The following is a 24,712-nucleotide window of genomic DNA, read 5'->3' as shown; positions in this document are numbered from 1 at the left end:
AGCTAATGAGAATATGATGAATAAAATAACAAAAAACTGGAACCTCTTCAGGATCATCCGGCTGATCGCCGGTATATTGCTAATCGGTATCGCAATACTGACAAAACTTGTGATCCTCGCCATATTTGGCGTTATGATCATTATCCAGGCATTGGTCAATACTACCTGCTGCGATAGCTGTAACAATGGATCTTGCAATACCCGGTAAGGCACTCCTTTCGGGTTTTCCTGGCCACAAACCTGGTCTATCTGACAATCCTCCGGTAAAGTTTCCAGAACATCTTTTTTTGATGCAAAACCAGCTGCATGCCCAGGCTGCTTGTTTACGCGATCGGAAAAGAATTTACGTATTTGGGAACTTGTTCCATATCCCTAACGGATAGTTTCCCTCTTTGTAAACATCTCCTTCCAGGTATCTAAAGCAATCGCAGTTTCTTCAGTGTCGTTATCGAAAACAATCCAACACCCGCATTGCCTGACCCAATACCGTAACGCTTCAATTTCTGCCTGTGTAACATCATGATGCCCATAACGCGTTTCTCCTCCATTTATAATCCGCCAAAGGTCATACTCAAGATCCTGCATCCATCCTGCGTAAAACCCCTTTTCCGAAATGCCACTCATGACTTCAGCCAACAACAACTGGTTCATATCTAAATCTGTCCGCATCACCTAAATTTAAAAACAAAAGGGGCAATACAACCGTATTCCCCCTTCTTTATTTCCAGCCCTTCCAGGCTTATCATCCATATTAAAAATGATACAAGAACACCACATCCCCTACATAAGCAGGCTTCTTCTTATCCTTTATATTCAGCGTTGCTGTAATCACCACCTTTGTCACCCCCCTCAAATCTACGATCGACTTCAATTTCGCATTCAACTGTACTTCATCATTCACTAACACCGCCTGCCCAAACTTAAAACTCTCAATCCCATAGTTTATCTCCATCTTCACATTGCGGATGTCTGCAATCTGCTTCCACAAATAAGGAATTAATGACAAAGTCAGGTAACCATGCGCAATAGTCGCTTTAAATGGCCCCTCATTCTTTGCCTTTTCCTCATCGCAATGAATCCATTGATGATCAAGCGTTGCATCGGCAAATCGATTGATCTGTTCCTGATCTATTTTATGCCATTCCGAATTACCGATTTCTTTACCTTCGTACGCCTGATATTCAGCGAAACTATTGACGATGACCATAATTTTTCTTTAGTTATTAAAGTTAAAAGAAACTGGCGATTCACAGGATGTCACCAGGAAACGCGAATTTATAACTTACAACGCATATTTTCATAATACCTTTATATTGGGTGATCATCCCCCCCGGAAGACAACAAAATAGAGCTTCCACGCAATCACATTTGAATTAATTATCATAACTTATTGATCTTTAACGAGCTCATGAAAATCTACTTACCTTTACGCCAGGTTTTAAAAATACCGGGCGCCTTTTATGAGCTTCGTCCAAGTCAAAAGAACAGCACTCAGAACATTGAAGATTGCAGGCATTTCTATTGTATCTCTTTTCCTTTTATTATTCCTGCTTCCCATTCTCTTTCCATCAACTGTTTCCAATAAAATTAAAACATGGACAAACAACAGTATTACCGGTGATCTCAACTTTTCCAAAGCAAGATTGTCCTTCTTTAATCACTTCCCATCGCTGACCCTCACCCTCTACGATTGCAGCCTCAAGGGTGCCGCTCCTTTCGAGAAAGACACACTGATCGCCGCTGACGAAGTAGCCCTCGGCGTTAACCTTGCCAGCATTTTCTCCAGTGCCCTCAGCATTGATGAAATCTACCTGACCAAAGGGAATATCCACATAATGGTAGATGCTGCAGGCCATCCCAACTATAACGTCTACCAGGCCCGCCCTTCGTCTGATACAGCTAAAACAGATACCGGCAGCGCCTCTCTGAAAATTGCCCGCATCCAGCTGGAACAATGTAATATCATTTACGATGACCAGTCCCTCCCTCTCTATATCAAAGCTCAACAGGTGGACTACCTTGGGAAAGGCGACCTCAGCAAAGCCCAGTTTGATCTCTATTCCCACCTCCGGGCCTCGTCCTTCGATCTGGCCTATGGCAACACCCCTTATATCCAGAACAAAAAACTGGACGGGGAACTGATCACCCGGGTCAATACCAACTCGCTGGACCTGGTCTTTGAAAAAAATGACCTGAAAATAAACGAACTCCCTGTTCAGCTGAATGGGAAATTCGGATTCTTAAAAAATGGCTATGCCATGGATTTTAAACTCATCTCCAGGGAATCCAGCCTTAATGCCATCTTCAGCGCACTGCCACATGAATACACTACCTGGCTCGAAAAGACCCACATTGAAGGAGCCGCAGATGTAAATGCTACCCTCATTGGCCAATACATTGCGGGAACGAATACCATGCCTGACCTGACCTTTAATGTGCAGATCAGGAACGGAAGCATCTCCAATGAAAAAGCACCCGCTCCTGTAAAAAATCTGTTCCTCAACTTCCAGTCACAATTACGCCAACTGAACACCGATAGCCTCATTGTGAACATCGACTCTATTTTCTTCAATATCGACAAGGATTATTTCAGTGCTATCATGAAGTTAAAGGGCCTGACAACACCAGATGTGCATGTAAAATTGAATACTGATATAGACCTGGAAAAATGGAGCAAGGCCGTTGGCTTACAATCCTTCGAAATGAAAGGTCGCCTGCAGGCACACCTGCTGGCAGATGGCAGGTATGCAAAAGGTGTCGTATACCATGGCCTGCGCAAAAAGGCGGACACTGTTATTACCAGCATCCCGACATTTATGTTCCGGTCTTCCTTACATAATGGGTCTGTCAGGTATGCCTCCCTGCCCAGGCCTGTGGATCATATCAGCTTCGATATGCAGGCCTCCTGCCCCGATAGTAATTATGCACATGCAATATTTGCCATCAGCAATATCAATGTAAATGTGCTGAGTAACTATATCAAAGGATATTTCCAGGTCAGCAATGGCAACAGCCCTCTTGTCGATGCCAGCCTGGATGGCATCCTTCATCTGGACGACGTAAAACAATTCTATCCACTGGATAGTACCTCCCTGGCGGGTGACCTGCGTATCCACATCGTTACAAAAGGTAGTTATGTACCTGCAAAGAGATTATTCCCAGTCACCACCGCGACCCTGACGATGAACAATGGCGTGGTGCAGACAAAATACTATCCGGCCCCACTTGAAAAAATTAATATCGACGCAGCTATTACCAACTCCACAGGTACTTTCAAATCTTTAGATGTACAACTTAAACCTGTTTCCTTCGAATTTGAAAGACAACCATTTGTATTGAAAGCAGACCTCAATAACTTCGATAACCTGCGCTATAATATCACTTCCAATGGCAATATCGACCTGGGTAAGATCTATAAGGTATTTGCACCAAAAGGCTATGATGTAAAGGGGTTGATCAAAACCAACCTGTCACTCCGCGGTACGCAAAGTGATGCGATGGCGGGGCACTACAACAAGCTCTATAACAAAGGCTCCCTTATTGTAAAAGATATTACCTTATCATCAGACCTCTTTCCACTCCCCTTATATATCACGAATGGCGTATTTCGATTTGATCAGGATAAGATGTGGTTTGATCAGTTCAATGCTCGCTATGGCAAATCTGCCATTCAGCTGGATGGCTATTTAAGCAATGTGATCGGGTATGCCATGCTTAAAGATCAGGTGCTGCATGGCACCTTTGACCTGAAAAGTAATTATATACTGGTAGACGAGCTGATGGTTTACAATAGTCCATCTGCACCCACTGCCGCCCCTTCAGGGGTAGTGATGGTACCGGCTAACCTGGCACTTACCTTCAACGCCAACGCCGCACGTATCGAATTCAACGGTATCGGCATCAACGGCTTCCAGGGACAGCTGGTGATAGACAGCAGTTATCTCCAGCTGAACAAAACCAGCTTTAACATCATCGGTGCGCCTGTAGAGATGGATGCTAAATATACCAGTATCAATCCCCGAAAGGCAACTTTTGACTACCATATCAGTGCCGGTGAATTTGATATAAAACGCGCCTACAACGAGATCAGGCTCTTTCATGATATGGCTACCTCCGCAGCCAATGCGAGCGGGATTGTAGGTCTTGACTATCATTTAAGCGGGAGACTGGATGAAAACATGCACCCGGTTTATCCCTCCCTGAAAGGTGAAGGTGTATTATCGGTCAAAAAAGTAAAAATGAAAGGCTTCCGGTTATTCAATGCCGTAAGCAGCGCTACAGGAAAGGAAGATGTGAGAGACCCGGATCTTTCAAAGATCAATATCCGATCCAAGATCAATAATAATATCATTACGATTGACAGAACAAAGATGCGGGTAGCCGGCTTCCGCCCAAGGTTTGAAGGAGAAGTAAGTTTTGATGGGAAGTTAAACCTGAAAGGCCGCCTGGGACTGCCACCATTTGGGATACTGGGAATACCGTTCAGTATAACGGGTACACAAAGTAATCCAAAGGTTAAGTTGAAACGGGGAAGGGATAAAGATAAACTTGAGGAAACTGAAGACCCCGACGACCAGGATGAAGATTATCAAAAATAAAAAAGAGGAGTTATCATACCTGCGCATTTGTAAAATCTCCGGATAACAAGAGCCTGTATCAATAGAATGATACGGGCTCTTTTGCTTTTATAACCGGTACCATCTGCCAACCGCGCAATTTCATTACTAACCGTGAATTATTCCTACTCTTCTAGCGCATCCCTTCCACAAAATCCCTCCAAATACCTGCCCGTCCTCCATGGCATATATTTTTCCCTTCTACCAGTAACCTAAACTATCAATTATATGGGAAAAGATAAACATGGCAAATTCATACCACCAAAAGAAAAACCCACAGGCAATGGAGAGGGAACCGGTGTTAGCTATATGCTCGAGCCTGACGAAGATCTGGAGATCTCTGACAAATATCTGGAAAATGAAGAAGAGCTGCCTGCTGAATAATGTGATCATTCAAACCCTGCAACACAGGGGCGAGGTATTCCTCCCGGATAAAACACAAATGCTGGCAGCTAACTTAAGATATGCTTAACCTTAAAAATTTATCAAATGGAACTGCTTAAAGGATCTATGATCCATTCCAAACTGGACGATTTCTTTGCCACTATGTTATCTGAAATGTACTGGTCAGAAAAAAACCTGATCAATGTATTGACCACAATGGCCAATGCCGCTACAGAAACTGAATTGCAGGAAGCTTTTAATGCCCATAAAAGTGAAACAGAAACACATGTCCGGCGATTGGAGCAGGTGTTTACATTATTGGGTATTCCTGCCGAGCCTGTACCCAGTATAGGGTTACAAGGCCTGTTCGACGAAGGCTGGCAGGTAATAGATGAAACAGATGAAGGCTCCGCACAGCGGGACGTAGCACTGATCATCGCGGCACAAAAAGTAGAACACTATGAAATGTCCTGTTACGGCAGCCTGGTTACCCTGGCCAGAACCCTGGGACAAAAAGAAGCCGCAGACCTGCTGGCAGAGACATTGCAGGAAGAAAAAGAAACTGATGCCAAACTGACCATCATCGCTGAATCTCATATTAATGAGGAAGCAAGTCAGGAACCCGCTGCTGCAGGGCACTAAATGAGCTTGTATCAATGTAAAATGCCCCCCGGTATTGTCTAATATCCAGGGGGCATTTTTTTTGAACAAGAGAAACAGATCCATACCTCCTTTACGTGATAAATACAAATCTCTCAAAAGGAGAATGAATCGTGGATCAATTTATAATTTCTTAATAGAACTGATGCTAATCCCTCTAAAACAATCATCTGCACATTTCCTTTCTACATATCCCGCGTTTGATATCATTCCACTATTCTTCGCCTCAAAATACACATCAGCATCCTCCCTCTTCTTCAACCATTCCTTTTGTGCCCGCTCATACACATCATCCAGGGTCAACATCGTAGCACCATCAACGTGCGTTCCCAGGCTATCTGCCCCCTCTGTCCACTCCCTGACCACTACGGGCGAGCCGCCACTGGTGATGATCTGTTTAGCTACATAAGAACGCCCCACTACCTTACCATTCTGAATAGTCATTGTCGTGGCGGTACTTGACCCAACCCAACTACTGGTGATCACCACATACTCATAATTGTTCTTCGATGATGCCTTAAAAGCAACATAAACGTCCTTACTCCTGGTAAACTCATCACCATGCTCTATTTTACTACAGCTGGTAAACAAGAAGAGGGTCAATAAGAGGATAACCGGGTATACATTTCTCATTAATATAGGTTTAGAGATAAAACGGTGCACCAGCCACAGAAGTTACACCCCGGCCCGAAGCCTGATATTAACCTTTATTAAGATTTTCTCATATTTTTGCCGCTATGAAAAACGTACCATACATCCTGCTCTATATCCTGCTCGTCATTTTATGGAGCTGCCTGTTCTATAATTATTTTACAGTTGAAAAAAGTGGCTTTGCCATGTTGCTGTTATTTGGTGCAGCTGTTTTCTTTAGTGGAATATGGGCAGTACTGGCTTCACTCTCTCACAAGTGGATTGGCTGGAAAGGATATGGTATGCTATTGCTCCCTCCGGTTATCCTGGTTGTATTCATCTTAGGCGTAGATCAGACTACGTTCAAGTATGCATTGGGACTTACTGCCATCAGTGAACTCGTCTCTTTGGTAAAAGTCTACTTTCACAGGCGAAAGCTCCTTCGTAACTAATTTATATAGGAATTATTGCCAATTTTGTTTATTACATCCGTAAATCATACGCTGCAAGACGGTATCCGGATACTTACCTGCTTTACGGAACTTCTCTTTACCTGTTCCTTATATGAGGTCATGGACTATCTGTAGGTTTTAAACAACCTGTCCCAGATACTGGTATAAAAACCAAAATTATGCTTTACATCCCGGTGGTGATGATGATGAAATGTAGACGTTCCTAAATATTTAATCACCGGCCAGTTCCTCACCCGCCCGGGCAGCGGCTCTATGCCCAGATGCCCCGTCAGTCCGAAGATCACATTCACTACCAGGTAAACAATGATTGCATAAATATTAAACCCATATACCATCAGCAACAACAACCACAAACTACCAAATCCCATCGTCTCTACAGGATGCAATACAAACAGGTCTATCGGCTTCGGATCTATCGCTTCATGATGTAATTGGTGCACCGCTTTATACAAAAATGTCCGGTGTATGAAAATATGAAACACATACATCAACAGGTCCATCGCTATAAACAACGAGACAAAGTCAATCATCATCTCCCATGAGACCTGCATCCCAATCTTGATCCAACCATGCTCCCACAACCAAAACCCGCTATATGTTACCACCGTATTCAACACATTCGTCACCACACACATCCCCCATTCCTTTGCTGTATACCCTCCTTTATAAAAGAACTTCCCTATCACCAGCACTACACAGGTGATCATCACATTTTCAATAAAGAAAATAAGCCATACCCAGCCAATTGGCATATGCAACAAATATTGTAAAACGTTATTGATCATCTTCATTTCATCTCTTAGTGGATGGGTTGCCTTTAATTTACCGGGGGTAAAACTATTTCAAATATAAAATCTTTAAATTTATTACATGAAAAGACACCTGTTATACCTCTGCCTCCTGCTGTCAGCACACACTGCTTTCGCAGCCACACCCGCCGATACTACCGGCACCTGGATCGACCAGCTCAGAATCCTCCGGGATGCTATCTATCACCGGGATAAAGCAACCACTAAAACCTTTTTTACCTTCCCCTTCAAAGATGATCAATTCTGGGCATTCACCGCAACAAACCTCTATGATAAAAAATCGCCCGTCACCGAACAACTGTTCGATCGCTACTTCGACAAGATCTTTCCTAAACAATTCATCGACGCATTCCTGAAAATAAAAACAAAACAACTGTACGAAACCGGCGAGGATCAGACAAGACTCCAGACCGACGACCAAAAAGAATCTTATCTCCTGACCGCTAATTATGATAAAACGGAACAAACCGTATCCTTATCCTACATCGTCAATATCAAAGACAAAGAAGAACCTATCGAATATGCCATCACCTACATCTTTAAAATTGTAAAAGGAAAACTCAAATTCGACCATTCATTCATGGCAGGCTAACCCCCATGCCCACACAAATATTTTATCTAAATTTACCACATGAAAAAAACCATACTTTACCTCTGCCTTCTGCTGTCTACCCATACAGCACTCGCACCCTCCGACTCCACCGGTACCTGGATCGACCAGGTACGCACCCTTCGCGATGCCATCTACAAGAAAGATAAAGAAACCGCCAAAACCTTCTTTACCTTCCCTTACAACAACCCCGAATTCTGGTACATCTTCGACGTGCCTAAACTCGCCGAAAAAGAAGCACCACTCACCGGGGAATACTTCGATCGCTACTTCGACAAAATATTCGATAAGGCGTTCATTACCTCCTTCCTGAAAATAAAAACAAAAGACCTCTACGAAAAAGGTACCGCCCAAACAGCCGAACTGACAGACGATCAGAAAGAATTCTATAACATGGAAGCCACTTTCGACAAGACTGCCCAAACAGTTACGCTCCATCTCAGCGGTTACAATAAAAAAGCCGACCCCGAAACGGGCGGCGGCGAATACGCTATCTTCTACGTATTCAAAATACAATCCGGAAAACTAAAATTCGATAAGGTCTACATGGCTGGCTAATCACCCAAGTCCACTAACAAAAAAGCAGACCTCACGGTCTGCTTTTTTGTTAGCCAATTTCAATCAATCTTGGCCCCTGCTTTTTCGCTTCCTCCTTCTTAGGAATAGTCAACAGCAATAACCCATTCTCATACCTCGCATTAATCTTGTCCGCATCCACTACGTCTTTGGGCAGCTGAAAACTCCGCTTGAATGACTGATAACTAAATTCCCTCCGGGTATAATTTTCTTCCTTCTTCTCTTCATTATGCTGCTTCTCAGATGAAATTGTCAGCATGGTGCCATCCAGTGTAATATTAAAGTCCTTCTTCTCCATACCAGGCGCCGCTACCTCTACTTCAAAGGCCTCTGCAGATTCCTTAATGTTTACTGAAGGAACGGTTGTGTTACTTGCAGAAAAGTTGTTATTACCCCAGTTAAACAACTCACGGCTGAAAAAATCATCAAATACTAAAGGGAACGTGTGATTTCTTTTAATGATAGACATAGTTAAACTCATTTTAAAAGTTAAACAATACCATATTTTTCAACACCCTTATTCCTTCAAACCCGGTGCCAGCAACACTAAACTGATTTTTTTGCAGGAAAACTGACATTTTTATCAAAGAAATGTGAAATTATTTCAGTCCCCACCCCCAAGGTTGTTATTAAAATCAAACTTCCTTACTTTTGAGCTTGTTAATGTTCGTAAGCAATCTTACCGTTGCCTCATTATTTAATTAAAAACGGATCATCCATGCCATCACCCATTTTCATATCCTTACTCGAAAACAGCCGACTGGAACAGCAACTAATCAATATTTATATTACCCACGCTACCCTACAGGGTGTCGTAAGCAATCTGTATCCGGACGTTGTTGAGCTTAGAACGCATGATGGTAAAAGATGCGTCGTCGACTTAAAAAAGATCGAGGCCATTATTTCATTGTAAGCACCCTTTTTATATCAGCATATCTTTTAATTGAAAACATTATGGACAAAACCCAACAATCCCTACCGGGACTGATCAGGCAGGTACTGGGTAGCCTACACGCGGAAACTGTGATCAAAGCGCAAATTCTGCAGCTGGCCAAAAGCCACCTGCATGAACCGGAAGTCATCACCGCCCTGTTGCAGGTATTACCTGATCTGAAAGACAAAAAGTTGCGGGATGAAGTCATGTTCTTCCTCTCCTCCCTGAATACCTCCCGCTTTCCACAGCCACGCGTGCTCTTCGATGCCCTGCTCCAGTTCTTCAGACAGGAAAAGGAAAGAGATACCCGCGTTGCCCTCTTATTCAGGTTACAGGATAGTATTCATCAGGACCAGCAACTGGTAGACTTCTTTATCGAACTCTCTGCCACTCCACATCTCAGTGAACCCGAAATGGTCGCCATCCAGGATACCCTGGCCAACCTGCCACTCATCACCGAAGATATGGCCGTTTCCGCCCTGGAGAAACATCGCAATTCCCCCACCCTGCTACAATCCCAGGCCCTTACGCTGGCTGAGAAATGCACCCGCTGGAGCGATAAACTATTTGCCGCCGCACAACCTTACCTCGATATCAAAAACGATCCGGACATCCGCCTGCGCGTGATGCGCCGCCTCGCCGATAATAAACAAATGAGCGATGCCCAGCTTATTACTTTGGCAACAGCACTCTCCAATACCGGTACCAATGGTATCCGTTACGAACTGCTGGAACTCATTAAACCATCTATGCGTATCCCGGAAATCAGGCTCGCTGTTGCAAATGCCTTCGCTGCCAATCCCTCCGTATACGACGATGGAGAATTTACCGCCATCACCGATATGCTGGCCCCCTACATGGGCAGAGATGTACACATCAGCAATATCATGCTGGAAAGCCTTAAAGACCTGCCTGTACCTGCATATAGAAGGAAAGTACTCGCACTCGTCACCAGCCGCCTGAAAACGGAACAAATACTTGATCCCCTCTTACACCTCTTTACCCGCGAAAGAGATGAAAGTATCCGCGAAGTATTGTTCAATCAGGTGAAAGCCCTCTCCGTAGCCCGTCATCCACAACTGGTTGACGCATTCGTTACGGAACTCACTGAACCCGGTTCTTCCTTCAGGATCACCTGTGCCGGCCTGCTGGCCAATGTAGCAGAGATCTACCCCCAGGTGATCCCCGCACTCGAAGATGTACTGCGCTACGATACCGACAGGGAACTACTGCGCCTTTGCCTCGACGGCTACCTGCGCCCGGGTATTACCCAGCACTTCGATGTACTGCTCACCGTAGTACGCAATGAACTAATTGATACACTCTCCAGGCAAAAAGCCCTGGATGCTATTGTTAAACTGGACCTGGATGCGACGCAGCAACAAGCACTCTCCGACGCCCTTTCCGGTATTAAACCCAACGTATTAAAATATGAGTAAGACCACCGATGAGATCAGGGAAAGAAGAGCGGCACACGCCTCCCAGACCCTAATGATGCTGGATATGGTGCCCCTCTCTGATACTGATACTAAATATTCTCTGCTATCAGGCGCCACCCGCTATCTCCATGACCCCGCTATTGCTGAAAAATGGCTCTCCCTGATAGCCACCGAAACCGATACCACCCTGAAAGCGGATATGATCCGCCAACTGGCGGCTACCGGCCTTCGCCAGTTGAACAATACCACTGAGCTGATCAACGTAATGATTGCCTCCCTCGCACAGGATGATGCACGCGACCTGATCCTCCCCATCTTAGGCAGATTGTCTATCACCAATCAGACGGCAAGACAACACCTGATCAAATTCTATCGGCAGCAGGAGAATGCAGATACCAGCCGGCTTATCCTCTCCTGGTTATTAATACCTGTTGATGCCGGCCCTGAAGACATTGCCTTCTACAAAGAGATCATGCACCGGGCAGACATCACAGATAAACTCGTCATTGTCAACAGATTGCTACTACAGGATACCCTGGACATAGCTACCATCGCGTCTCTATTAAGACCTGATGAACCAGTCGCCATCAAAGAAATGGTACTCCGCTTCTGCTTTGATCGCTCCTTTGTACCCGTAGAAGCCTTGTCCACACTGGTTAAAACCGACACCACTCCCTTTATCCGGACCTGGTGTATACAACTACTGGCCGTTCATGGCATAGATAGTCCCGCACTGACAGACACTATCCTGCACGCCTATACACAAGACCCTGATCAAAGTGTAAAGCAGGCAGCCTTAAGAGTGTTTGAATACAGCCTGCAACTCACACCGGCCATCATTGAATACCTGTGTGCACAACTCGCTACTGCGCAAAACCTGCAACTGCTATATCTCTTAGCTCCTTACACTGCCAAGCATGAAACACTCATGAATGCCCTGCTCACATTGTCTACCCAAAACGTACGGGTAGACCTCGCAGTCGCTATTTATAACATTCTTGGGAAACTCATTGCACAACGCCCTGCCCTCTTCGAACGCTTTGTACAGGCATACGAACTGGAACAGAAAGAAGAATGCCGCACCGCTATCCTGCAGGCTATTACCAGTTTTACGCCCAATGATGATAGCCTGAATACCTTCTACAGCAAGGCCTTACAGGCACCATCACCGGCTATCAGGGAAGCGGGTATCAAAGGTATCCTCCTCATTCCCCTCACCAAAGCAAATATCGATGTGGTACAAGCAGCTGCTCCCGTATTACTGCATACTCAACTGAACCGGGAACTGCGTCGCCTGCTGGCAAAAAAGATCAGCACAATCCCACAACTCAGTGCTGATACTGTAAAGGTATTCAGTCAACTGGCAGATCACGAACAAGACCAGGCAATCAGAGAGATTTGCAATAAAGTCCAGGAAACTGCCATATCACAGGCTGGCAGCTCCAGTATTAACTGGGAACAGTGGTTACACAAAGCAGATGTGGAACACCAATTCTCCGGCATCTTTCCACACATCTGGATGTATTATGACGAAAACCCGGAAATGGCCAACCGCATTCTCTGGGCCGCCCTCACACCGGGCAACAGCAGCAGCCTGTATCAGGAAGGTGTCAGTGATATCGAAATACTGCGCTTCCTAGCCGTTCACAAAGGTATGGACGATAACCTGAGCAGATACGCACTCACACAGTTATTGACCACTGATCTGGGCAATGAGTCGAAATTCAATCACTACCTGCTCGCATTGAAAGGCAATCCCGGCTTCGCCGAACTGCGAGAGGGACTGTGGCAGCTCCTGGAAAAAAGAGGCCGCTACATCAACCTCATTCTGCTGGACGAAGTACTACGGCCTACAGCAGCTGAATTCAGGGAACAGATTGACAGGCAATCTACCGCTGCCGGTATCCTGCCCTACATCACTTACCTGGATAAAAACTGTAGCTGGGAACCCGTTCCGGAACTGCTGCAGACGATTATGGCCAAACCATTTGTTCCACAGGACAACGATGCCATGAGAGCAATGAAAGATGCCTGCCGCAATGCATGCATAGATGCAGAAGCCCTGCAACGTAGCGTAACCCCCGCCGCCAATGATGACGGACCCGGATTTGCTGATTAACCTAAACTAATTTTGAAGATGTCAGAAGCACTTGCTTTATTCGATATATTAATATCCGCTGAACGATCTGAATACGAAAGACTGGATGCACTCAATAGCCTGCAACCATTCCTGGAAACTGATGAAGCAGTTGAAAAACTGGCCGCTGCTGCCAGAGAGGAAAATACCCTTTCTGTACGCGCACGCATGCTGGAATTACTGGTGAACATCCCCGTTACCCGACTCAGTCAGCGGGAACACCTGATTGATACGCTGAGCTGGTTTGCCTGTCTTGAACCCGAACGCCCTTTGCGCAGCCTGGCTATCGAAGCCCTCGCCGACCTTGCAGATCACCTGGACAGCGTACAGGAAATACTGGCAGACACACTGGTCAACGACCTCGATCCTGTCATTCAGCAACTATGCCTGCAAGGATTAAATCGCATCGTCAACATCACTGCCGATACGATCACCAAGGTTGGTGAGTTCATTGCGCTCGCACCTGCCAGCGTAAAACCCGCTTTATTAGCGCTGGTAAAAAGATTCCCTACTGATACCGCTGCCACCCTCGCATTACAGTTCCTCTCTCCGCTGGAAGACAGGCATACACGGGAAGCCGCCATTGCATTCCTGGCAGGTTTACCCGCACCTTCGGCCAGCGTGATCGAAAACCTGTCTGCACGATTTATGGCAGAAACAGACCTGTATGTAAGAGCTGCCATCATCCAGCTCCTCTCCAGCCTCCGCGAGATTGACACTACTTTATTCAGCGGGATCTTCGCTGCTTTACAAAAAGCACCCGATCAACCAGAACTACTGGCATTGATCAGAGACAGGCTGGTAGCACATCCTGAACTACAAACTGAATTGACACAGTTGTTTGCACAAACACCTTCTGCCGGTCTGAAAATCCGGGTGCTCTCACTACTGGAGCATTGTGAAATACCAGCACTACTGATCTCAGCATTGTATGACAGGAACCCCTATGTAAGGGAAGCCGCCATTCCATACCTGGAAAAGAAATTCGTACAGCACCAGCCACTGCTGGAACCTGCACTGGCGGATGCTATCAAACAGGAACCGCTACTGGCACTACGTGGAGCACTTATCAACGTACTGCTGAATAGCGGTCGCAAATCAGCGACTACCTTACAACTAGTGACTGAACTGGCCGTAGCTGAAACAGATCACTACCTGAAAACACAGTTGATCAACGCTGCGCTCGAAGTACCCGTTACACCTGAAAACAGAGATGCTTTAACACAACTATTCAGAGAAGTACTGGAAGGAAACTGGTACCCCGATCAGACACGACATGCCGTCATCGAACGATTGAAGACTTTCTCCTATAGCGATTCTCCCGACCTGAAACGTAGCCTGGGATTGCTATTGGAGCAATCAAAAGATATCCGCGAACTGGCGGCGACCTATTCTCTGCTCAAAACACTGGAAGTAGATTTCAGCCAGTTGGCTCCCGCCATCATCACTGCTCTGTACAGACATATTGCCTATTATCCACAGTCTCCACTGGATGAATGGGTACAAATGCTAGGCAAACAGGCAGCTACCGACCCCGGTGTAAGAGCGCAGCTACCACATATCGTATCGCTCACGAAAGCCAACTGGCTGCTGAGCGATACCGACAAAAGCGATCAGACAGGTGCCTTCCTGCCTGCCTTCAGGCAAACCATGATGAAGAAGAATGGGATGCAAACCTTCATGGAAGCAGAAAGAATGCTGCAGGATGCCTGGCAGAACAGGACCATCAAAAAGGGAGAAGTCATCGAACTGTATAAACAGTTACTAAGCATGCCTAAACCCGGTGGTATTCTTCACCAGTTATTACAGATCATGCAGACAGGTAAACTGGTAACACCGGAACTGGTGCAGATCAGCCTTGACTACCTGCAAAACGCTTCTGACAAGGATGCACAATACATGGTAAGGAAATACCTGGAGGGTACCGGCTTTATCGATCCTGAATACAGGGCACAACTGGACAGCCTGTTCACACCGGAGAACTATGCAAAGCATATTGCATTCAGCATGCCGACGCTGCATGCAAAGAGACGATATGCTACCTTGAATGACTGGGAATACCAGGGCTGGGCAGCATTATACAGCCAATGGCCCATTGCAGAATTACTCTTTGCACTGGAACCGGGCAATCTGGTTGAACAGGTATTCACAGATCTCTCTGATACCCTTCAACCAGCTGCCACACTGCCTTACCTGGTACTGGAGCACCTCTTCAGGCAGTCCGGTGGTAAATGGGCGAAGGCGATCTATGGCAACGTACAACAGCTGGAATCATTCCTCACGCTGTTGTATCACAACATCCAACAATTGCCGGAAAGAAATGCCCTACGCGATAGAATGGTATATGTATTCTGGAAGAAATGGAATGACTACGCCAGGCAGATGACAACGAACCCGATACCACAGGAACTGGCTGTAGCCGCAGCACAGGTCTACCTGGCCGTCTGCAAAGTAGTACTGCGCCTGGAACCGGCATTTACGGGTAAGCAATTCCCGCTCGTGCTGAACGGGATGGATAGAGAAACACTGGAGCGCCAGTGGCCCTGGAGCCAGGAAATATGGGAACTTTTTGCCGCCAGATTACCTAAACAATAAAAAAGCAAAGACGCTTTTGCCAACTGTGGCAAAAGCGTCTTTGCTAAGAAAAATACCTTAAGCTATCGGAAATAACAACGTAAATACAGCCCCTTCATCCGGCTTCCCTTCCGCCGTTATCATTCCTTTATGATTATCCATAATCTTTTTACAAATGGCCAGTCCAATCCCCGTTCCCTCAAACTGATCCCGCACATGCAACCGCTGGAATACCTGGAAAATCCTTTCGCTGAACTGCGGTTCAAATCCAATTCCATTATCCGAAATCGTGATCTTATGATAAGGAATGCCACCAACTAACGTATACGTATTGTCTTCCATCTTCACCTTTATCAGGGGTGGCACATCCTTTCTCGAAAACTTTAGTGCATTATTCAACAGATTGGTAAATAACTGTTCTATCTGGTAAGGAATTGCTGACAATACCGGTAGCGGATCATATTCTACCACAGCCCTCTTCTTGTCTATCAGGTCGCCCAGTTGCTCTTTCACCCGCAATAACACCTGTGTCAGATCCACGTACTCAAACAACTGATCCCCATTATTACTTGTTCTTGAAAAGGATAACAGGTCCTCTATCAGTTGCCGCATTCTCTGTGCGGCCGCCTGCATACGGGTGAAATAATCCCTTCCCTTCTCCGAAATGTTATGATACTCTGTTTCCAGCAACCGGCTTGTAAAAGTCTGAATCTTTCTCAGCGGCTCCTGTAAGTCGTGACTGGCTACATACGCAAATTGCGCCAGCTCCTCATTCGAGTTCCTTAGCTCATCATTTGATCGCTGTAGTTCTTTTGTTCTTTCCTGTACTTCCGCTTCCAGTTTATCTATGAACATTTTGCCCTCGTGAATGTCAGTCGTAGATCCAACCCACATCTTCACATTCCCTGCAGCATCTTTCTGTGGGACTGTACGTGTCATGTGCCAGCGGTATGTACCATCCGATTTTTTCATCCTATGCTCAAGCTGGTATTCCACATTCCTCACTACAGCATCCTTCCATATAGGCAAGTTCTTTACTAAATCTTCCGGATGAATCACGCTGATCCAACCAGTTCCACTCAATTCTTCGAGCGTCATCCCGGTAAATTCGAAATACCGCTTACTGGCATAATTCAAATTACCCTGTGCATCTGTCGTCCAGATCATCTGCGGTAACGTCTCTCCCAATACCCTGAATTTTTCTTCGGAAAGCCGCAATGCCATCTCCTGCTCTCTTCGCTCTGTCAAATCATATACGGTGGCCATAATCCCATAGACATTCTTTTCCAGATCAAACAGCGGCGAGTAGTCAAAATCAAGATAAAACGTCTTCATCCCGTCCGGACCATCTACATGGGCAACTGCTCCCTTTTCCTTATGAGGCAGTCCACTATCGAATACCTGTTCAAGTAAACTGGGAAATTTCTGCCCTTCCAACTCTGGAAATACCTCGAGTAATGTACGTCCCATCACATCTCCAGCTGATCTGCGCCACATTGTTTTCAGCATGGTTGTATTAGCCATATCAATCACCATGTTCCTGCCTTTGAAAATAGCCATGGCAATAGGCGATTGCATAACCAGGTTACGGAACTGGTTCTCACTTTCTATAATGGAATGCCGGGCCTTCACAGCTGCTGTTACATCTGTTGCAGCCACCATGACACCATCGATCTCACCGTTGTTATTTTTGAGTGGCTGATAAACAAAATTGAAGTATACCACTTCCGGCACTCCATGCCGGACAAGGGTAACGGGAAATTCATTGCCGTAGTGCGGCGTAACGGTATCCCACACATTGTCCAGCAAGGGTTTTACCGATTCCTTTACTTCCGGCAGCACATCGTAGAGAGACCGGCCCACGACTGTCTCTACAGGGCGGGTGATCAGTTCCAGGTACATCGCATTGGCCATTTCAAACACCATCTCTCTCCCTCTGAAAATGGCAATACCGATAGGTGCCTGTTCCAGGCTTTCCCTGAAACGGCTCTCGCCGTTAATTGCACCCATTTGTGCTTGTATCCTGATATATTCATCAGAATCTTCCACGGACTTCCGCAGTGATTGTAGTGCTTCGAAGTGTTGTTCTAAGTTGTCCACGACCAGGTCGCCGTTATTATTTGCTGATAAAATCTGTTTTTCAATACCGGAAAGTAAACCTGCCAGTTGCGCCGCAATATCGTCCATTTCTGTCAGCCCATTCCGGGCTGCATCTATATTACCGGCATCATACAAACCTATAAGTTTTCCTGCACATCTGTGAATTTCAGTATGCACATGATCCAGCTGCTGCATTTCCGGTATATGACTGTAGTGTGGTAACGCATGATCATGCATCCATTTCCCTAACGCACACGCATGTTCAGATATAAGCGGAGCACTTTCTATTTTAGCTCCGTTAAGGATAGCCTGCAGCTGCGTTTTAAAATGCAGATGCATCATTCTTGCCTGTTCAAATTCAAGCCTGTTCAAATTCATTGTAATCGCCTGTTGTAAGCGTTGTTCTCTTAAAAGGAAATAAAGAAATTATCCCGTTTAGGGAATTTTTCACTGGTATCCCAATCAATAGACAACATTTCTGCTATTGCTTTCATCAGCTCCGAAAAGGAAGAAGGCTTCCTGATATATCGGTTAGCTCCTGAAATGTACACCTGTTCTATAAATTCCGGTTGTGAAGAAGTAGAAAAGATAATCACCGGAATGGACTTGAGGCGTTGATCTGTCCTGATTTCTTTCAGGCATTCAAAACCATTTTTACGTGGCATATTCAAGTCCAGAAAGATCATGTCGGGAGGCGGGGGGACGCGCTCGTCTAACATGTCCATCAATTCTATGCCGTCAGAAATTGTAGTGAGTGTAATATCTGTCGAGACCTCTCTGAGAGCATCCTCAAAAAGCAGACAATCGTCGGCGTCGTCATCGGCTAAAAATATATTCTTTCCACTTTTTGACATCGTCTTACATTTAACACTAAAACAATTACTTAGACATAAATTTGTGCTTTTATAGGTCAATAGGGATGAAACGTGCGTGTATATAATTTAAACATACGCAAAATACACCAAAAGCAATAGCTAAATTCAATCAAATGAAGTATTTAATGTAATTATAAGGCAAATCGTTATATTTCTCCTTGTATATTTTATCGCTTCTCTGGTCGATCCTTTCCGGAACGGCTTTTGTGCTCCTCCATAGGGTAAATTATCTTTAACTTTAAGGTTATGGTCAACATTTCCACCGAATGGCTGCAATCCGTCGAGGCGTTCAAAGACGTACCCGTCTCTCAACTCCAATGGCTGGCCGACAACAGCGAACCTAAAACACTTCAAGCCGGGGAATTCATGTTCAAAACAGGAGATCCCCTCAATGCTACCTACATTCTTATTTCCGGGAGACTACGTCTGTACTACCTGCAGAACAATGATCCCGTCGAAATACTCATCATGGAGGCCGGTACCATCAGTGGCTACCTGCCCTTCTCCCGCGGCCTGAAAGCCACTATTTACAGCGAAGCCATCGAGGAATCACAACTCATGTGCTTCCCCATTGAGAAGATCGATGAAATGATTCATACCCAGTTCGAACTCACACAGGCTTTAGTGCATGTGATGACAAACAGGGTGCGGGATTATACCGCCATGATGCGACAGAACGAAAAAATGATGGCATTAGGCAAACTTTCCGCCGGCCTGGCACATGAACTGAACAATCCCGCTGCTGCCATTGTCCGTGGCGCTTCGTCTCTCCGCAAACACCTGCAGCTAATGCCCGATACCTTTCAGGACATCATGGCCATCCAGATGACCCCGGAAGACGTCATCTTCGTAAAAGACAAAATGTTCTCCCTTCTCCAATCTGCCGACAGACCCAAACTCTCCATGATGGAAAGAGGTGAAAAGGAAGATGAAATTGCAGCGTGGCTGGACGACCACAATGTGGCCAACAGCATGGAAATAGCCGAAAACTTCGTGGAATTTGGCTTCACTGTCGATATCCTGGAAGAATTCAGATCGCATATGTCTCCCGATTCTTTAAGCGCCGTAATCAACTGGATCGACAAAAACCTCGTGACAGAAAGAATGGTGCTGGATATCGAAGAAGCCTCTGCCCGCATCGTGAAACTGGTAGGCTCGGTGAAGACTTTCACACACATGGACCAATCCCATGATAAAAGATCTATCGACATCCGTGACGGGATCAGGAATACCCTCAATATCATGGAATACAAACTACGCAAAGGCAACGTTCAACTCATCGAAAACTACGACCCAACCCTCCCTCCTGTCAACATTATGATCGGGGAAATGAACCAGGTATGGACCAACCTGATCGATAATGCGCTGGATGCCATGCAGGGCAGGGAGAACAGTATCCTGGAAATAAAAACAGAGAAAGACGGAACCTGCGTAAAAGTCTCCATCATCGACAATGGACCCGGTATTCCTGAGAATATCCAGTCCCGGATCTTTGATCCATTCTTCACGACCAAAGAAATTGGGAAAGGCACCGGCCTTGGTCTGGACATTTCCATCCAGATTGTGAAGCAACATCATGGAAATATTAAAGTAAATTCAGTTCCGGGAAGGACACAGTTTTCCGTGTCTATTCCCATCCATTAATTCACTAAAAAAACGGTGCGCTTATGCCTGATAAAGACACTGAGAAAAATACAAATCAACCGATCATTCTTTGTATTGATGATGACCCGCAGGTGTTGCGGGCAATTGTGCGGGACTTAAAAAACAAGTACAGACAGCACTATAAAATAATCAGCACAACCGATGTACAGGAGGCACTCAACAGCCTGCTGGAACTGAAGAATAAGGGAGAAACCATTGCCATGTTCATCAGCGATCAGCGGATGCCCGTGATGGATGGGGTGACCTTCCTGGAAAAAGCCCTCAAGTTCTACCCGGATGCAAAAAGAGTATTACTCACCGCTTATTCTGACACTGACGCAGCTATCAAGGCGATCAATACCGTACAACTGGATTACTACCTGGTAAAGCCTTGGGATCCGCCAGAAGATAAACTCTACCCCGTCATTGACGATCTGCTGGATGACTGGAAAAGTGATTATCATCCGGAATTCAAAGGTATCAAGGTCGTTGGGTACCAGTACTCACGCTCCTGCCATGCGATCAAAGATTTCCTGGCAGGGAATCTCATTCCCTACAAATGGCTGGATGTACGCACTACACAGGAAGGTTGTAACCTGCTTGCCCTGAATGGACTGAGTGAAAAGGATGTACCGGTGATCTTCTTTGAAGATGGCAGTTATCTTTCCAACCCTTCTATCCAGGATACCGCCCGCAAAGTAGGATTGAACCCACAGATCAAGCACGAAGTATATGATGTAGTGATTATCGGTGCAGGACCGGCAGGCCTGGCAGCTGGTGTATATGGCGCTTCCGAAGGGCTGAAAACCCTGCTGATAGAAAAACGTGCCCCCGGCGGACAGGCTGGTACCAGCTCAAGGATTGAAAATTACCTGGGATTCCCAAAAGGTTTAAGTGGGGCGGACCTTGCACGCAGAGCCATTTCACAGGCACAGCGATTAGGTACTGAATTCATTACTCCCCAATCCGTAAAAGCCATAGAACAGAAAGACGGTTACAACAAAATCATCATGGAAGACGGCACTTTTGTAAACAGCAGAAGTGTGGTGATCACGACGGGTGTGGATTATCGCACGCTGGATACAAAAGGCGTAGCCGACTTTACCGGTGCTGGTATTTACTACGGCGCGGCAATGACAGAAGCCCCTGCCTGCAAAGACAAAGATGTCTTTATCGTAGGTGGTGGTAACTCTGCCGGCCAGGCAGCCATGTACCTTTCCAAATTCGCCAGGAATGTAAATATCCTGATCCGGCGGGAAGATCTGTCGAGCACCATGTCGGCATACCTGATAGACAGGATTGTAGAAGCCCAGAATATTCACGTGCGCCCATTTACTGAAGTAGTGGAAGCCAGAGGCTCTGACAGGCTGGAGTGCCTGGTTATATCCAATATCAAAACAGGTGAGCAAACACAGGAACATGCAGATGGATTGTACATCTTTATTGGTGCAAAGCCTTTTACAGAATGGCTGGAAATGAATATCATCAAGAACGATAAAGGATTTATAGAAACGGGAAGAGACCTGTTCACACATCCTGAATTTGAGAAAATCTGGAAACAGGAAAGAGACCCTTACCTGTTAGAAACCAGCTGCCCCGGTATCTTTGCGGCAGGCGATGTAAGAGCCAATGCAATGAACCGTGTGGCGGCAGCAGTAGGTGAAGGATCAATGGCAATCAGTTTTGTACACAAATACCTCGCAGAGGTGAAATAAATAACTATGGCAGAAATCTGTTCACATATTACATCCATCAGGACACTAAAAGTGGACGAAGAGCATGTATGCGAGGAATGTGTTAAAACAGGCTCCGACTGGGTACATCTTCGTACCTGTCAGACCTGTGGGGCTACTTTGTGTTGCGACCAGTCGCCGGAGAAGCATATGACGAAGCATTTTCATAAAACACAGCACCCGGTAGTAATATCGGCGGAACCGGGCGAAAGATGGCTGTGGTGTTATGTAGATGAGCAATTTGCAGAATACTGACCTTTATTGTATAGCTACACCCGCGAAAAAAACGATTCCACCGGCGTTGGAATCGTTTTTTTCGCCCGCTATCTCATGCGCATTTTCCCTACATTTGCTTCCCTTATCAGGGGATGTAATTTATGAAGGTTTGCATTGCAGAAAAACCCAGCGTCGCCCGCGACATTGCTGAAGTAATCGGCGCTAAAACACGCAAAGACGGATACTACGAAGGAAACGGGTACCAGGTAACCTGGACCTTCGGGCACTTCTGTACCCTCAAAGAACCCCATGATTACTCCGAGCAATGGAAATTCTGGCGCCTCGAAGACCTCCCCATGATTCCCTCCCATTTCGGTATCAAACTCATCGAAAACGGAGGCGTTCAAAAGCAATTCAAAGTCATAGAAACCCTGGTGCAAGCCTGTGATGAGGTGATCAACTGCGGGGATGCCGGGCAGGAAGGAGAACTCATTCAACGCTGGGTATTACTCAAAGCTCAATGTACCGCACCAGTGAAAAGACTGTGGATTTCCTCCCTGACAGAACAAGCCATCCGCGATGGTTTCCAGAAACTAAAAGATGCCGGCCAGTACGATAACCTTTACGCCGCCGGCAGTGCCCGTGCTATTGGCGACTGGCTGCTGGGTATGAATGCTACCCGCCTCTTTACCAAGAAATTTGCTATCGGCAAAACCGTCTTGTCCATAGGCCGCGTGCAAACTCCTACCCTCGCCATGATCGTACAAAGGCAAAAGGAAATCAATGCCTTCGTATCAGAAGAATACTGGGAACTCAAGACCATCTACCGCGAAACAGAATTCACGGCCACCATTGACCGTATCAAGAACCTGGACCGGGCTAATAAAGGACTGGAATACCTGAAACAGCACCCTTTCGAAATCACCAGCTTCGAAAAGAAAGAAGGGAAAGAAGGAAACCCGCGTCTTTTTGACCTGACCGGCCTGCAGGTAGAAGCCAATAAGAAATTTGCGTTTACTGCAGACGATACGCTGAAATATATCCAGAACCTGTATGAGAAAAAACTGGTCACCTACCCAAGAGTAGACACCACCTACCTCTCAGAAGACCTGCATCCTAAAGTTGCCGGTATATTGCAGGACCTGAAACCATACGCCAACCTGACGGCACCGATCCTGGCCCACCCTATTCCTAAACTCAAAACCGTCTTCGACGATAAAAAGGTAACAGATCACCATGCCATCATCCCGACAGGTGAGTATCCCAGCAACCTGCCACTGGAAGAAAAACGCATCTATGACCTGGTAGCCAGACGCTTTATCGCTGCGTTCTATCCCGAGTGTAAAATTTCAAATACCACTGTATTGGGAGTAGTAGGCCAGGTAGAATTCAAAGTGACAGGTAAACAGATCCTGGAACCGGGCTGGAAAGAAGTGTATGCCAACGATGCACCTGCTCCAAAAGAATCAAAAGACGGAAAAGAAGAAGCCGAAGAAAAAGTGCTGCCTGTATTCGTAGTAGGAGAAAGCGGTCCCCATACCCCAAGGGTACACCAGGGTAAAACGACCCCGCCCAAAGCATTTACTGAAGCCACCTTGCTGCGCGCCATGGAAACCGCCGGCAAGCAGGTAGACGATGAGGAAATGAGAGAACTGATGAAGGACAACGGCATCGGCCGCCCTTCTACCCGCGCCAACATCATCGAAACCCTCTTCAGACGTAAATACATCGAGAAAAGGAAAAAGAACCTGTTCGCCACCCAGACAGGGATCGACCTGATTGATACCATTACCTCCGATCTGCTGAAAAGTGCTGAATTAACCGGCCAATGGGAACGAAAGTTAAGACAGATAGAAAAAGGCGAATACCAGCTGGACACCTTTAAACAGGAATTGATCCAGATGGTGGTCGATCTGACCCGGGAGGTAAAAATGGCTTCCTATAAAACCATTGTAGCCGTACAGGCACCACCACCAGCACCCGAAAAGGAAAAAGAAGAAAAAGAGAAGCCGAAAAAAGCACCTAAGCCCAAACAGGAAATTGCCAGCCTGCAATGCCCGAAATGTAAAGAACATCCTTTGCTCAAAGGAAATACTGCGTATGGCTGCTCCAATTTTAAAGTATGTGGATTCAAAGTACCTTTTGAAACCCATGGTAAAAAACTGTCCGACAAACAGCTGACCGACCTGCTAACAAAAGGGAAAACCACTAAATTGAAAGGACTGAAACTGCCCGACGGGACAGAGGTAGAGGGGAAACTGGTACTGAATGCTGAATTCAATATTTCAGTAGAAAATTAACC

The 24,712-nt window shown here is 46.0% G+C and carries 22 protein-coding genes; 15 read left to right on the top strand and 7 right to left on the bottom strand.

Annotated elements, in window-relative coordinates:
* Nucleotides 1-13 precede the first annotated feature (13 nt).
* Nucleotides 14-208 carry a hypothetical protein gene (locus ABDW33_RS04765; RefSeq protein ID WP_343688917.1) on the top strand — a complete coding sequence of 65 codons (195 nt, stop codon included), beginning with the start codon at nt 14-16 and terminating at the stop codon, nt 206-208.
* Between the two features lie 164 nt (nt 209-372).
* Here the strand turns inward: ABDW33_RS04765 and ABDW33_RS04760 are convergent, their stop codons facing one another.
* Both ABDW33_RS04760 and ABDW33_RS04755 read right to left on the bottom strand, forming a co-directional pair.
* Nucleotides 373-669, bottom strand: a complete 297-nt coding sequence (locus ABDW33_RS04760; RefSeq protein WP_343688916.1) for a hypothetical protein — start codon at nt 667-669, stop codon at nt 373-375.
* Nucleotides 670-751: 82 nt separating this feature from the next.
* Complete coding sequence (locus ABDW33_RS04755) at nt 752-1,207, bottom strand: MaoC family dehydratase (protein ID WP_343688915.1); 456 nt, start codon at nt 1,205-1,207, stop codon at nt 752-754.
* A 253-nt stretch (nt 1,208-1,460) separates the two neighbouring features.
* Here ABDW33_RS04755 and ABDW33_RS04750 point away from each other — a divergent pair, with 253 nt between their 5' ends.
* From ABDW33_RS04750 to ABDW33_RS04740, 3 genes are all read left to right on the top strand, one after another.
* Nucleotides 1,461-4,598, top strand: coding sequence for an AsmA-like C-terminal region-containing protein (locus tag ABDW33_RS04750; RefSeq protein WP_343688914.1), 3,138 nt, complete (start codon nt 1,461-1,463; stop codon nt 4,596-4,598).
* Between the two features lie 246 nt (nt 4,599-4,844).
* Nucleotides 4,845-5,000, top strand: coding sequence for a hypothetical protein (locus ABDW33_RS04745; RefSeq protein ID WP_343688913.1), 156 nt, complete (start codon nt 4,845-4,847; stop codon nt 4,998-5,000).
* Between the two features lie 105 nt (nt 5,001-5,105).
* On the top strand, nt 5,106-5,642 hold the full coding sequence (locus ABDW33_RS04740; protein ID WP_343688912.1) for a DUF892 family protein: 537 nt from the start codon (nt 5,106-5,108) through the stop codon (nt 5,640-5,642).
* A 141-nt stretch (nt 5,643-5,783) separates the two neighbouring features.
* Here ABDW33_RS04740 and ABDW33_RS04735 read toward each other — a convergent pair whose 3' ends face one another.
* On the bottom strand, nt 5,784-6,293 hold the full coding sequence (locus ABDW33_RS04735) for a hypothetical protein (RefSeq protein ID WP_343688911.1): 510 nt from the start codon (nt 6,291-6,293) through the stop codon (nt 5,784-5,786).
* 104 nt (nt 6,294-6,397) lie between these two features.
* Between ABDW33_RS04735 and ABDW33_RS04730 the strand changes: the two genes are divergently transcribed.
* A complete protein-coding gene (locus tag ABDW33_RS04730; RefSeq protein ID WP_343688910.1) occupies nt 6,398-6,742 on the top strand; it encodes a hypothetical protein in 345 nt (114 codons plus the stop codon).
* A 125-nt stretch (nt 6,743-6,867) separates the two neighbouring features.
* Here the strand turns inward: ABDW33_RS04730 and ABDW33_RS04725 are convergent, their stop codons facing one another.
* Nucleotides 6,868-7,554: a sterol desaturase family protein gene (locus ABDW33_RS04725; RefSeq protein ID WP_343688909.1), complete on the bottom strand. Its 687-nt coding sequence runs from the start codon at nt 7,552-7,554 to the stop codon at nt 6,868-6,870.
* Between the two features lie 79 nt (nt 7,555-7,633).
* On the opposite strand from ABDW33_RS04725, the gene ABDW33_RS04720 reads away from it, so the two are divergent.
* Entirely contained in the window at nt 7,634-8,164 is a 531-nt protein-coding gene (locus ABDW33_RS04720; protein WP_343688908.1) for a hypothetical protein, read from the top strand.
* 39 nt (nt 8,165-8,203) lie between these two features.
* Nucleotides 8,204-8,740 (top strand): hypothetical protein, encoded by a 537-nt coding sequence (locus tag ABDW33_RS04715; RefSeq protein ID WP_343688907.1) that lies wholly within the window; start codon nt 8,204-8,206, stop codon nt 8,738-8,740.
* Between the two features lie 49 nt (nt 8,741-8,789).
* On the opposite strand, the gene ABDW33_RS04710 is transcribed toward ABDW33_RS04715, so the two are convergent.
* The gene (locus ABDW33_RS04710; protein ID WP_343688906.1) at nt 8,790-9,227 is read right to left on the bottom strand and encodes an Hsp20/alpha crystallin family protein; all 438 of its coding nucleotides are present in this window, start codon (nt 9,225-9,227) and stop codon (nt 8,790-8,792) included.
* A gap of 249 nt (nt 9,228-9,476) precedes the next feature.
* On the opposite strand from ABDW33_RS04710, the gene ABDW33_RS04705 reads away from it, so the two are divergent.
* From ABDW33_RS04705 to ABDW33_RS04690, 4 genes are read left to right on the top strand one after another with little or no spacing between them, the layout of a single operon-like run.
* Nucleotides 9,477-9,671: a hypothetical protein gene (locus tag ABDW33_RS04705; protein WP_343688905.1), complete on the top strand. Its 195-nt coding sequence runs from the start codon at nt 9,477-9,479 to the stop codon at nt 9,669-9,671.
* Nucleotides 9,672-9,712: 41 nt separating this feature from the next.
* The gene (locus tag ABDW33_RS04700; RefSeq protein ID WP_343688904.1) at nt 9,713-11,131 is read left to right on the top strand and encodes a hypothetical protein; all 1,419 of its coding nucleotides are present in this window, start codon (nt 9,713-9,715) and stop codon (nt 11,129-11,131) included.
* On the top strand, nt 11,124-13,250 hold the full coding sequence (locus tag ABDW33_RS04695) for a hypothetical protein (protein ID WP_343688903.1): 2,127 nt from the start codon (nt 11,124-11,126) through the stop codon (nt 13,248-13,250). Before ABDW33_RS04700 ends, ABDW33_RS04695 begins: the two co-directional genes overlap by 8 nt.
* Nucleotides 13,251-13,268: 18 nt before the next feature.
* Nucleotides 13,269-15,863, top strand: coding sequence for a hypothetical protein (locus ABDW33_RS04690; RefSeq protein WP_343688902.1), 2,595 nt, complete (start codon nt 13,269-13,271; stop codon nt 15,861-15,863).
* A 57-nt stretch (nt 15,864-15,920) separates the two neighbouring features.
* Here the strand turns inward: ABDW33_RS04690 and ABDW33_RS04685 are convergent, their stop codons facing one another.
* Together ABDW33_RS04685 and ABDW33_RS04680 are read right to left on the bottom strand one after the other, a co-directional pair.
* Entirely contained in the window at nt 15,921-18,320 is a 2,400-nt protein-coding gene (locus tag ABDW33_RS04685) for a PAS domain-containing protein (protein WP_343688901.1), read from the bottom strand.
* Nucleotides 18,321-18,349: 29 nt separating this feature from the next.
* A complete protein-coding gene (locus ABDW33_RS04680) occupies nt 18,350-18,796 on the bottom strand; it encodes a response regulator (RefSeq protein ID WP_343688900.1) in 447 nt (148 codons plus the stop codon).
* A gap of 267 nt (nt 18,797-19,063) precedes the next feature.
* Between ABDW33_RS04680 and ABDW33_RS04675 the strand changes: the two genes are divergently transcribed.
* The 4 genes from ABDW33_RS04675 to ABDW33_RS04660 all read left to right on the top strand — a co-directional run bounded on the left by ABDW33_RS04675 (nt 19,064) and on the right by ABDW33_RS04660 (nt 24,710).
* Nucleotides 19,064-20,461: an ATP-binding protein gene (locus tag ABDW33_RS04675; RefSeq protein ID WP_343688899.1), complete on the top strand. Its 1,398-nt coding sequence runs from the start codon at nt 19,064-19,066 to the stop codon at nt 20,459-20,461.
* Nucleotides 20,462-20,484: 23 nt separating this feature from the next.
* Entirely contained in the window at nt 20,485-22,176 is a 1,692-nt protein-coding gene (locus ABDW33_RS04670; RefSeq protein ID WP_343688898.1) for an FAD-dependent oxidoreductase, read from the top strand.
* 6 nt (nt 22,177-22,182) lie between these two features.
* Nucleotides 22,183-22,449 (top strand): UBP-type zinc finger domain-containing protein, encoded by a 267-nt coding sequence (locus ABDW33_RS04665; protein ID WP_343688897.1) that lies wholly within the window; start codon nt 22,183-22,185, stop codon nt 22,447-22,449.
* A 122-nt stretch (nt 22,450-22,571) separates the two neighbouring features.
* The gene (locus ABDW33_RS04660; RefSeq protein ID WP_343688896.1) at nt 22,572-24,710 is read left to right on the top strand and encodes a DNA topoisomerase 3; all 2,139 of its coding nucleotides are present in this window, start codon (nt 22,572-22,574) and stop codon (nt 24,708-24,710) included.
* Nucleotides 24,711-24,712 lie beyond the last annotated feature (2 nt).

The sequence above is a fragment of the Chitinophaga sp. genome (genome assembly GCF_039596155.1).
GTDB lineage: Bacteria > Bacteroidota > Bacteroidia > Chitinophagales > Chitinophagaceae > Chitinophaga.
This window is presented reverse-complemented; position numbering and strand designations above follow the sequence as displayed.

Bases quoted from the DNA above. Each gene is read 5' to 3' on its own strand.
- ABDW33_RS04765 (WP_343688917.1), top strand. From the start codon at position 14: ATGATGAATAAAATAACAAAAAACTGGAACCTCTTCAGGATCATCCGG.
- ABDW33_RS04760 (WP_343688916.1), bottom strand. From the start codon at position 669: ATGCGGACAGATTTAGATATGAACCAGTTGTTGTTGGCTGAAGTCATG.
- ABDW33_RS04755 (WP_343688915.1), bottom strand. From the start codon at position 1,207: ATGGTCATCGTCAATAGTTTCGCTGAATATCAGGCGTACGAAGGTAAA.
- ABDW33_RS04750 (WP_343688914.1), top strand. From the start codon at position 1,461: ATGAGCTTCGTCCAAGTCAAAAGAACAGCACTCAGAACATTGAAGATT.
- ABDW33_RS04745 (WP_343688913.1), top strand. From the start codon at position 4,845: ATGGGAAAAGATAAACATGGCAAATTCATACCACCAAAAGAAAAACCC.
- ABDW33_RS04740 (WP_343688912.1), top strand. From the start codon at position 5,106: ATGGAACTGCTTAAAGGATCTATGATCCATTCCAAACTGGACGATTTC.
- ABDW33_RS04735 (WP_343688911.1), bottom strand. From the start codon at position 6,293: ATGAGAAATGTATACCCGGTTATCCTCTTATTGACCCTCTTCTTGTTT.
- ABDW33_RS04730 (WP_343688910.1), top strand. From the start codon at position 6,398: ATGAAAAACGTACCATACATCCTGCTCTATATCCTGCTCGTCATTTTA.
- ABDW33_RS04725 (WP_343688909.1), bottom strand. From the start codon at position 7,554: ATGAAGATGATCAATAACGTTTTACAATATTTGTTGCATATGCCAATT.
- ABDW33_RS04720 (WP_343688908.1), top strand. From the start codon at position 7,634: ATGAAAAGACACCTGTTATACCTCTGCCTCCTGCTGTCAGCACACACT.
- ABDW33_RS04715 (WP_343688907.1), top strand. From the start codon at position 8,204: ATGAAAAAAACCATACTTTACCTCTGCCTTCTGCTGTCTACCCATACA.
- ABDW33_RS04710 (WP_343688906.1), bottom strand. From the start codon at position 9,227: ATGTCTATCATTAAAAGAAATCACACGTTCCCTTTAGTATTTGATGAT.
- ABDW33_RS04705 (WP_343688905.1), top strand. From the start codon at position 9,477: ATGCCATCACCCATTTTCATATCCTTACTCGAAAACAGCCGACTGGAA.
- ABDW33_RS04700 (WP_343688904.1), top strand. From the start codon at position 9,713: ATGGACAAAACCCAACAATCCCTACCGGGACTGATCAGGCAGGTACTG.
- ABDW33_RS04695 (WP_343688903.1), top strand. From the start codon at position 11,124: ATGAGTAAGACCACCGATGAGATCAGGGAAAGAAGAGCGGCACACGCC.
- ABDW33_RS04690 (WP_343688902.1), top strand. From the start codon at position 13,269: ATGTCAGAAGCACTTGCTTTATTCGATATATTAATATCCGCTGAACGA.
- ABDW33_RS04685 (WP_343688901.1), bottom strand. From the start codon at position 18,320: ATGAATTTGAACAGGCTTGAATTTGAACAGGCAAGAATGATGCATCTG.
- ABDW33_RS04680 (WP_343688900.1), bottom strand. From the start codon at position 18,796: ATGTCAAAAAGTGGAAAGAATATATTTTTAGCCGATGACGACGCCGAC.
- ABDW33_RS04675 (WP_343688899.1), top strand. From the start codon at position 19,064: ATGGTCAACATTTCCACCGAATGGCTGCAATCCGTCGAGGCGTTCAAA.
- ABDW33_RS04670 (WP_343688898.1), top strand. From the start codon at position 20,485: ATGCCTGATAAAGACACTGAGAAAAATACAAATCAACCGATCATTCTT.
- ABDW33_RS04665 (WP_343688897.1), top strand. From the start codon at position 22,183: ATGGCAGAAATCTGTTCACATATTACATCCATCAGGACACTAAAAGTG.
- ABDW33_RS04660 (WP_343688896.1), top strand. From the start codon at position 22,572: ATGAAGGTTTGCATTGCAGAAAAACCCAGCGTCGCCCGCGACATTGCT.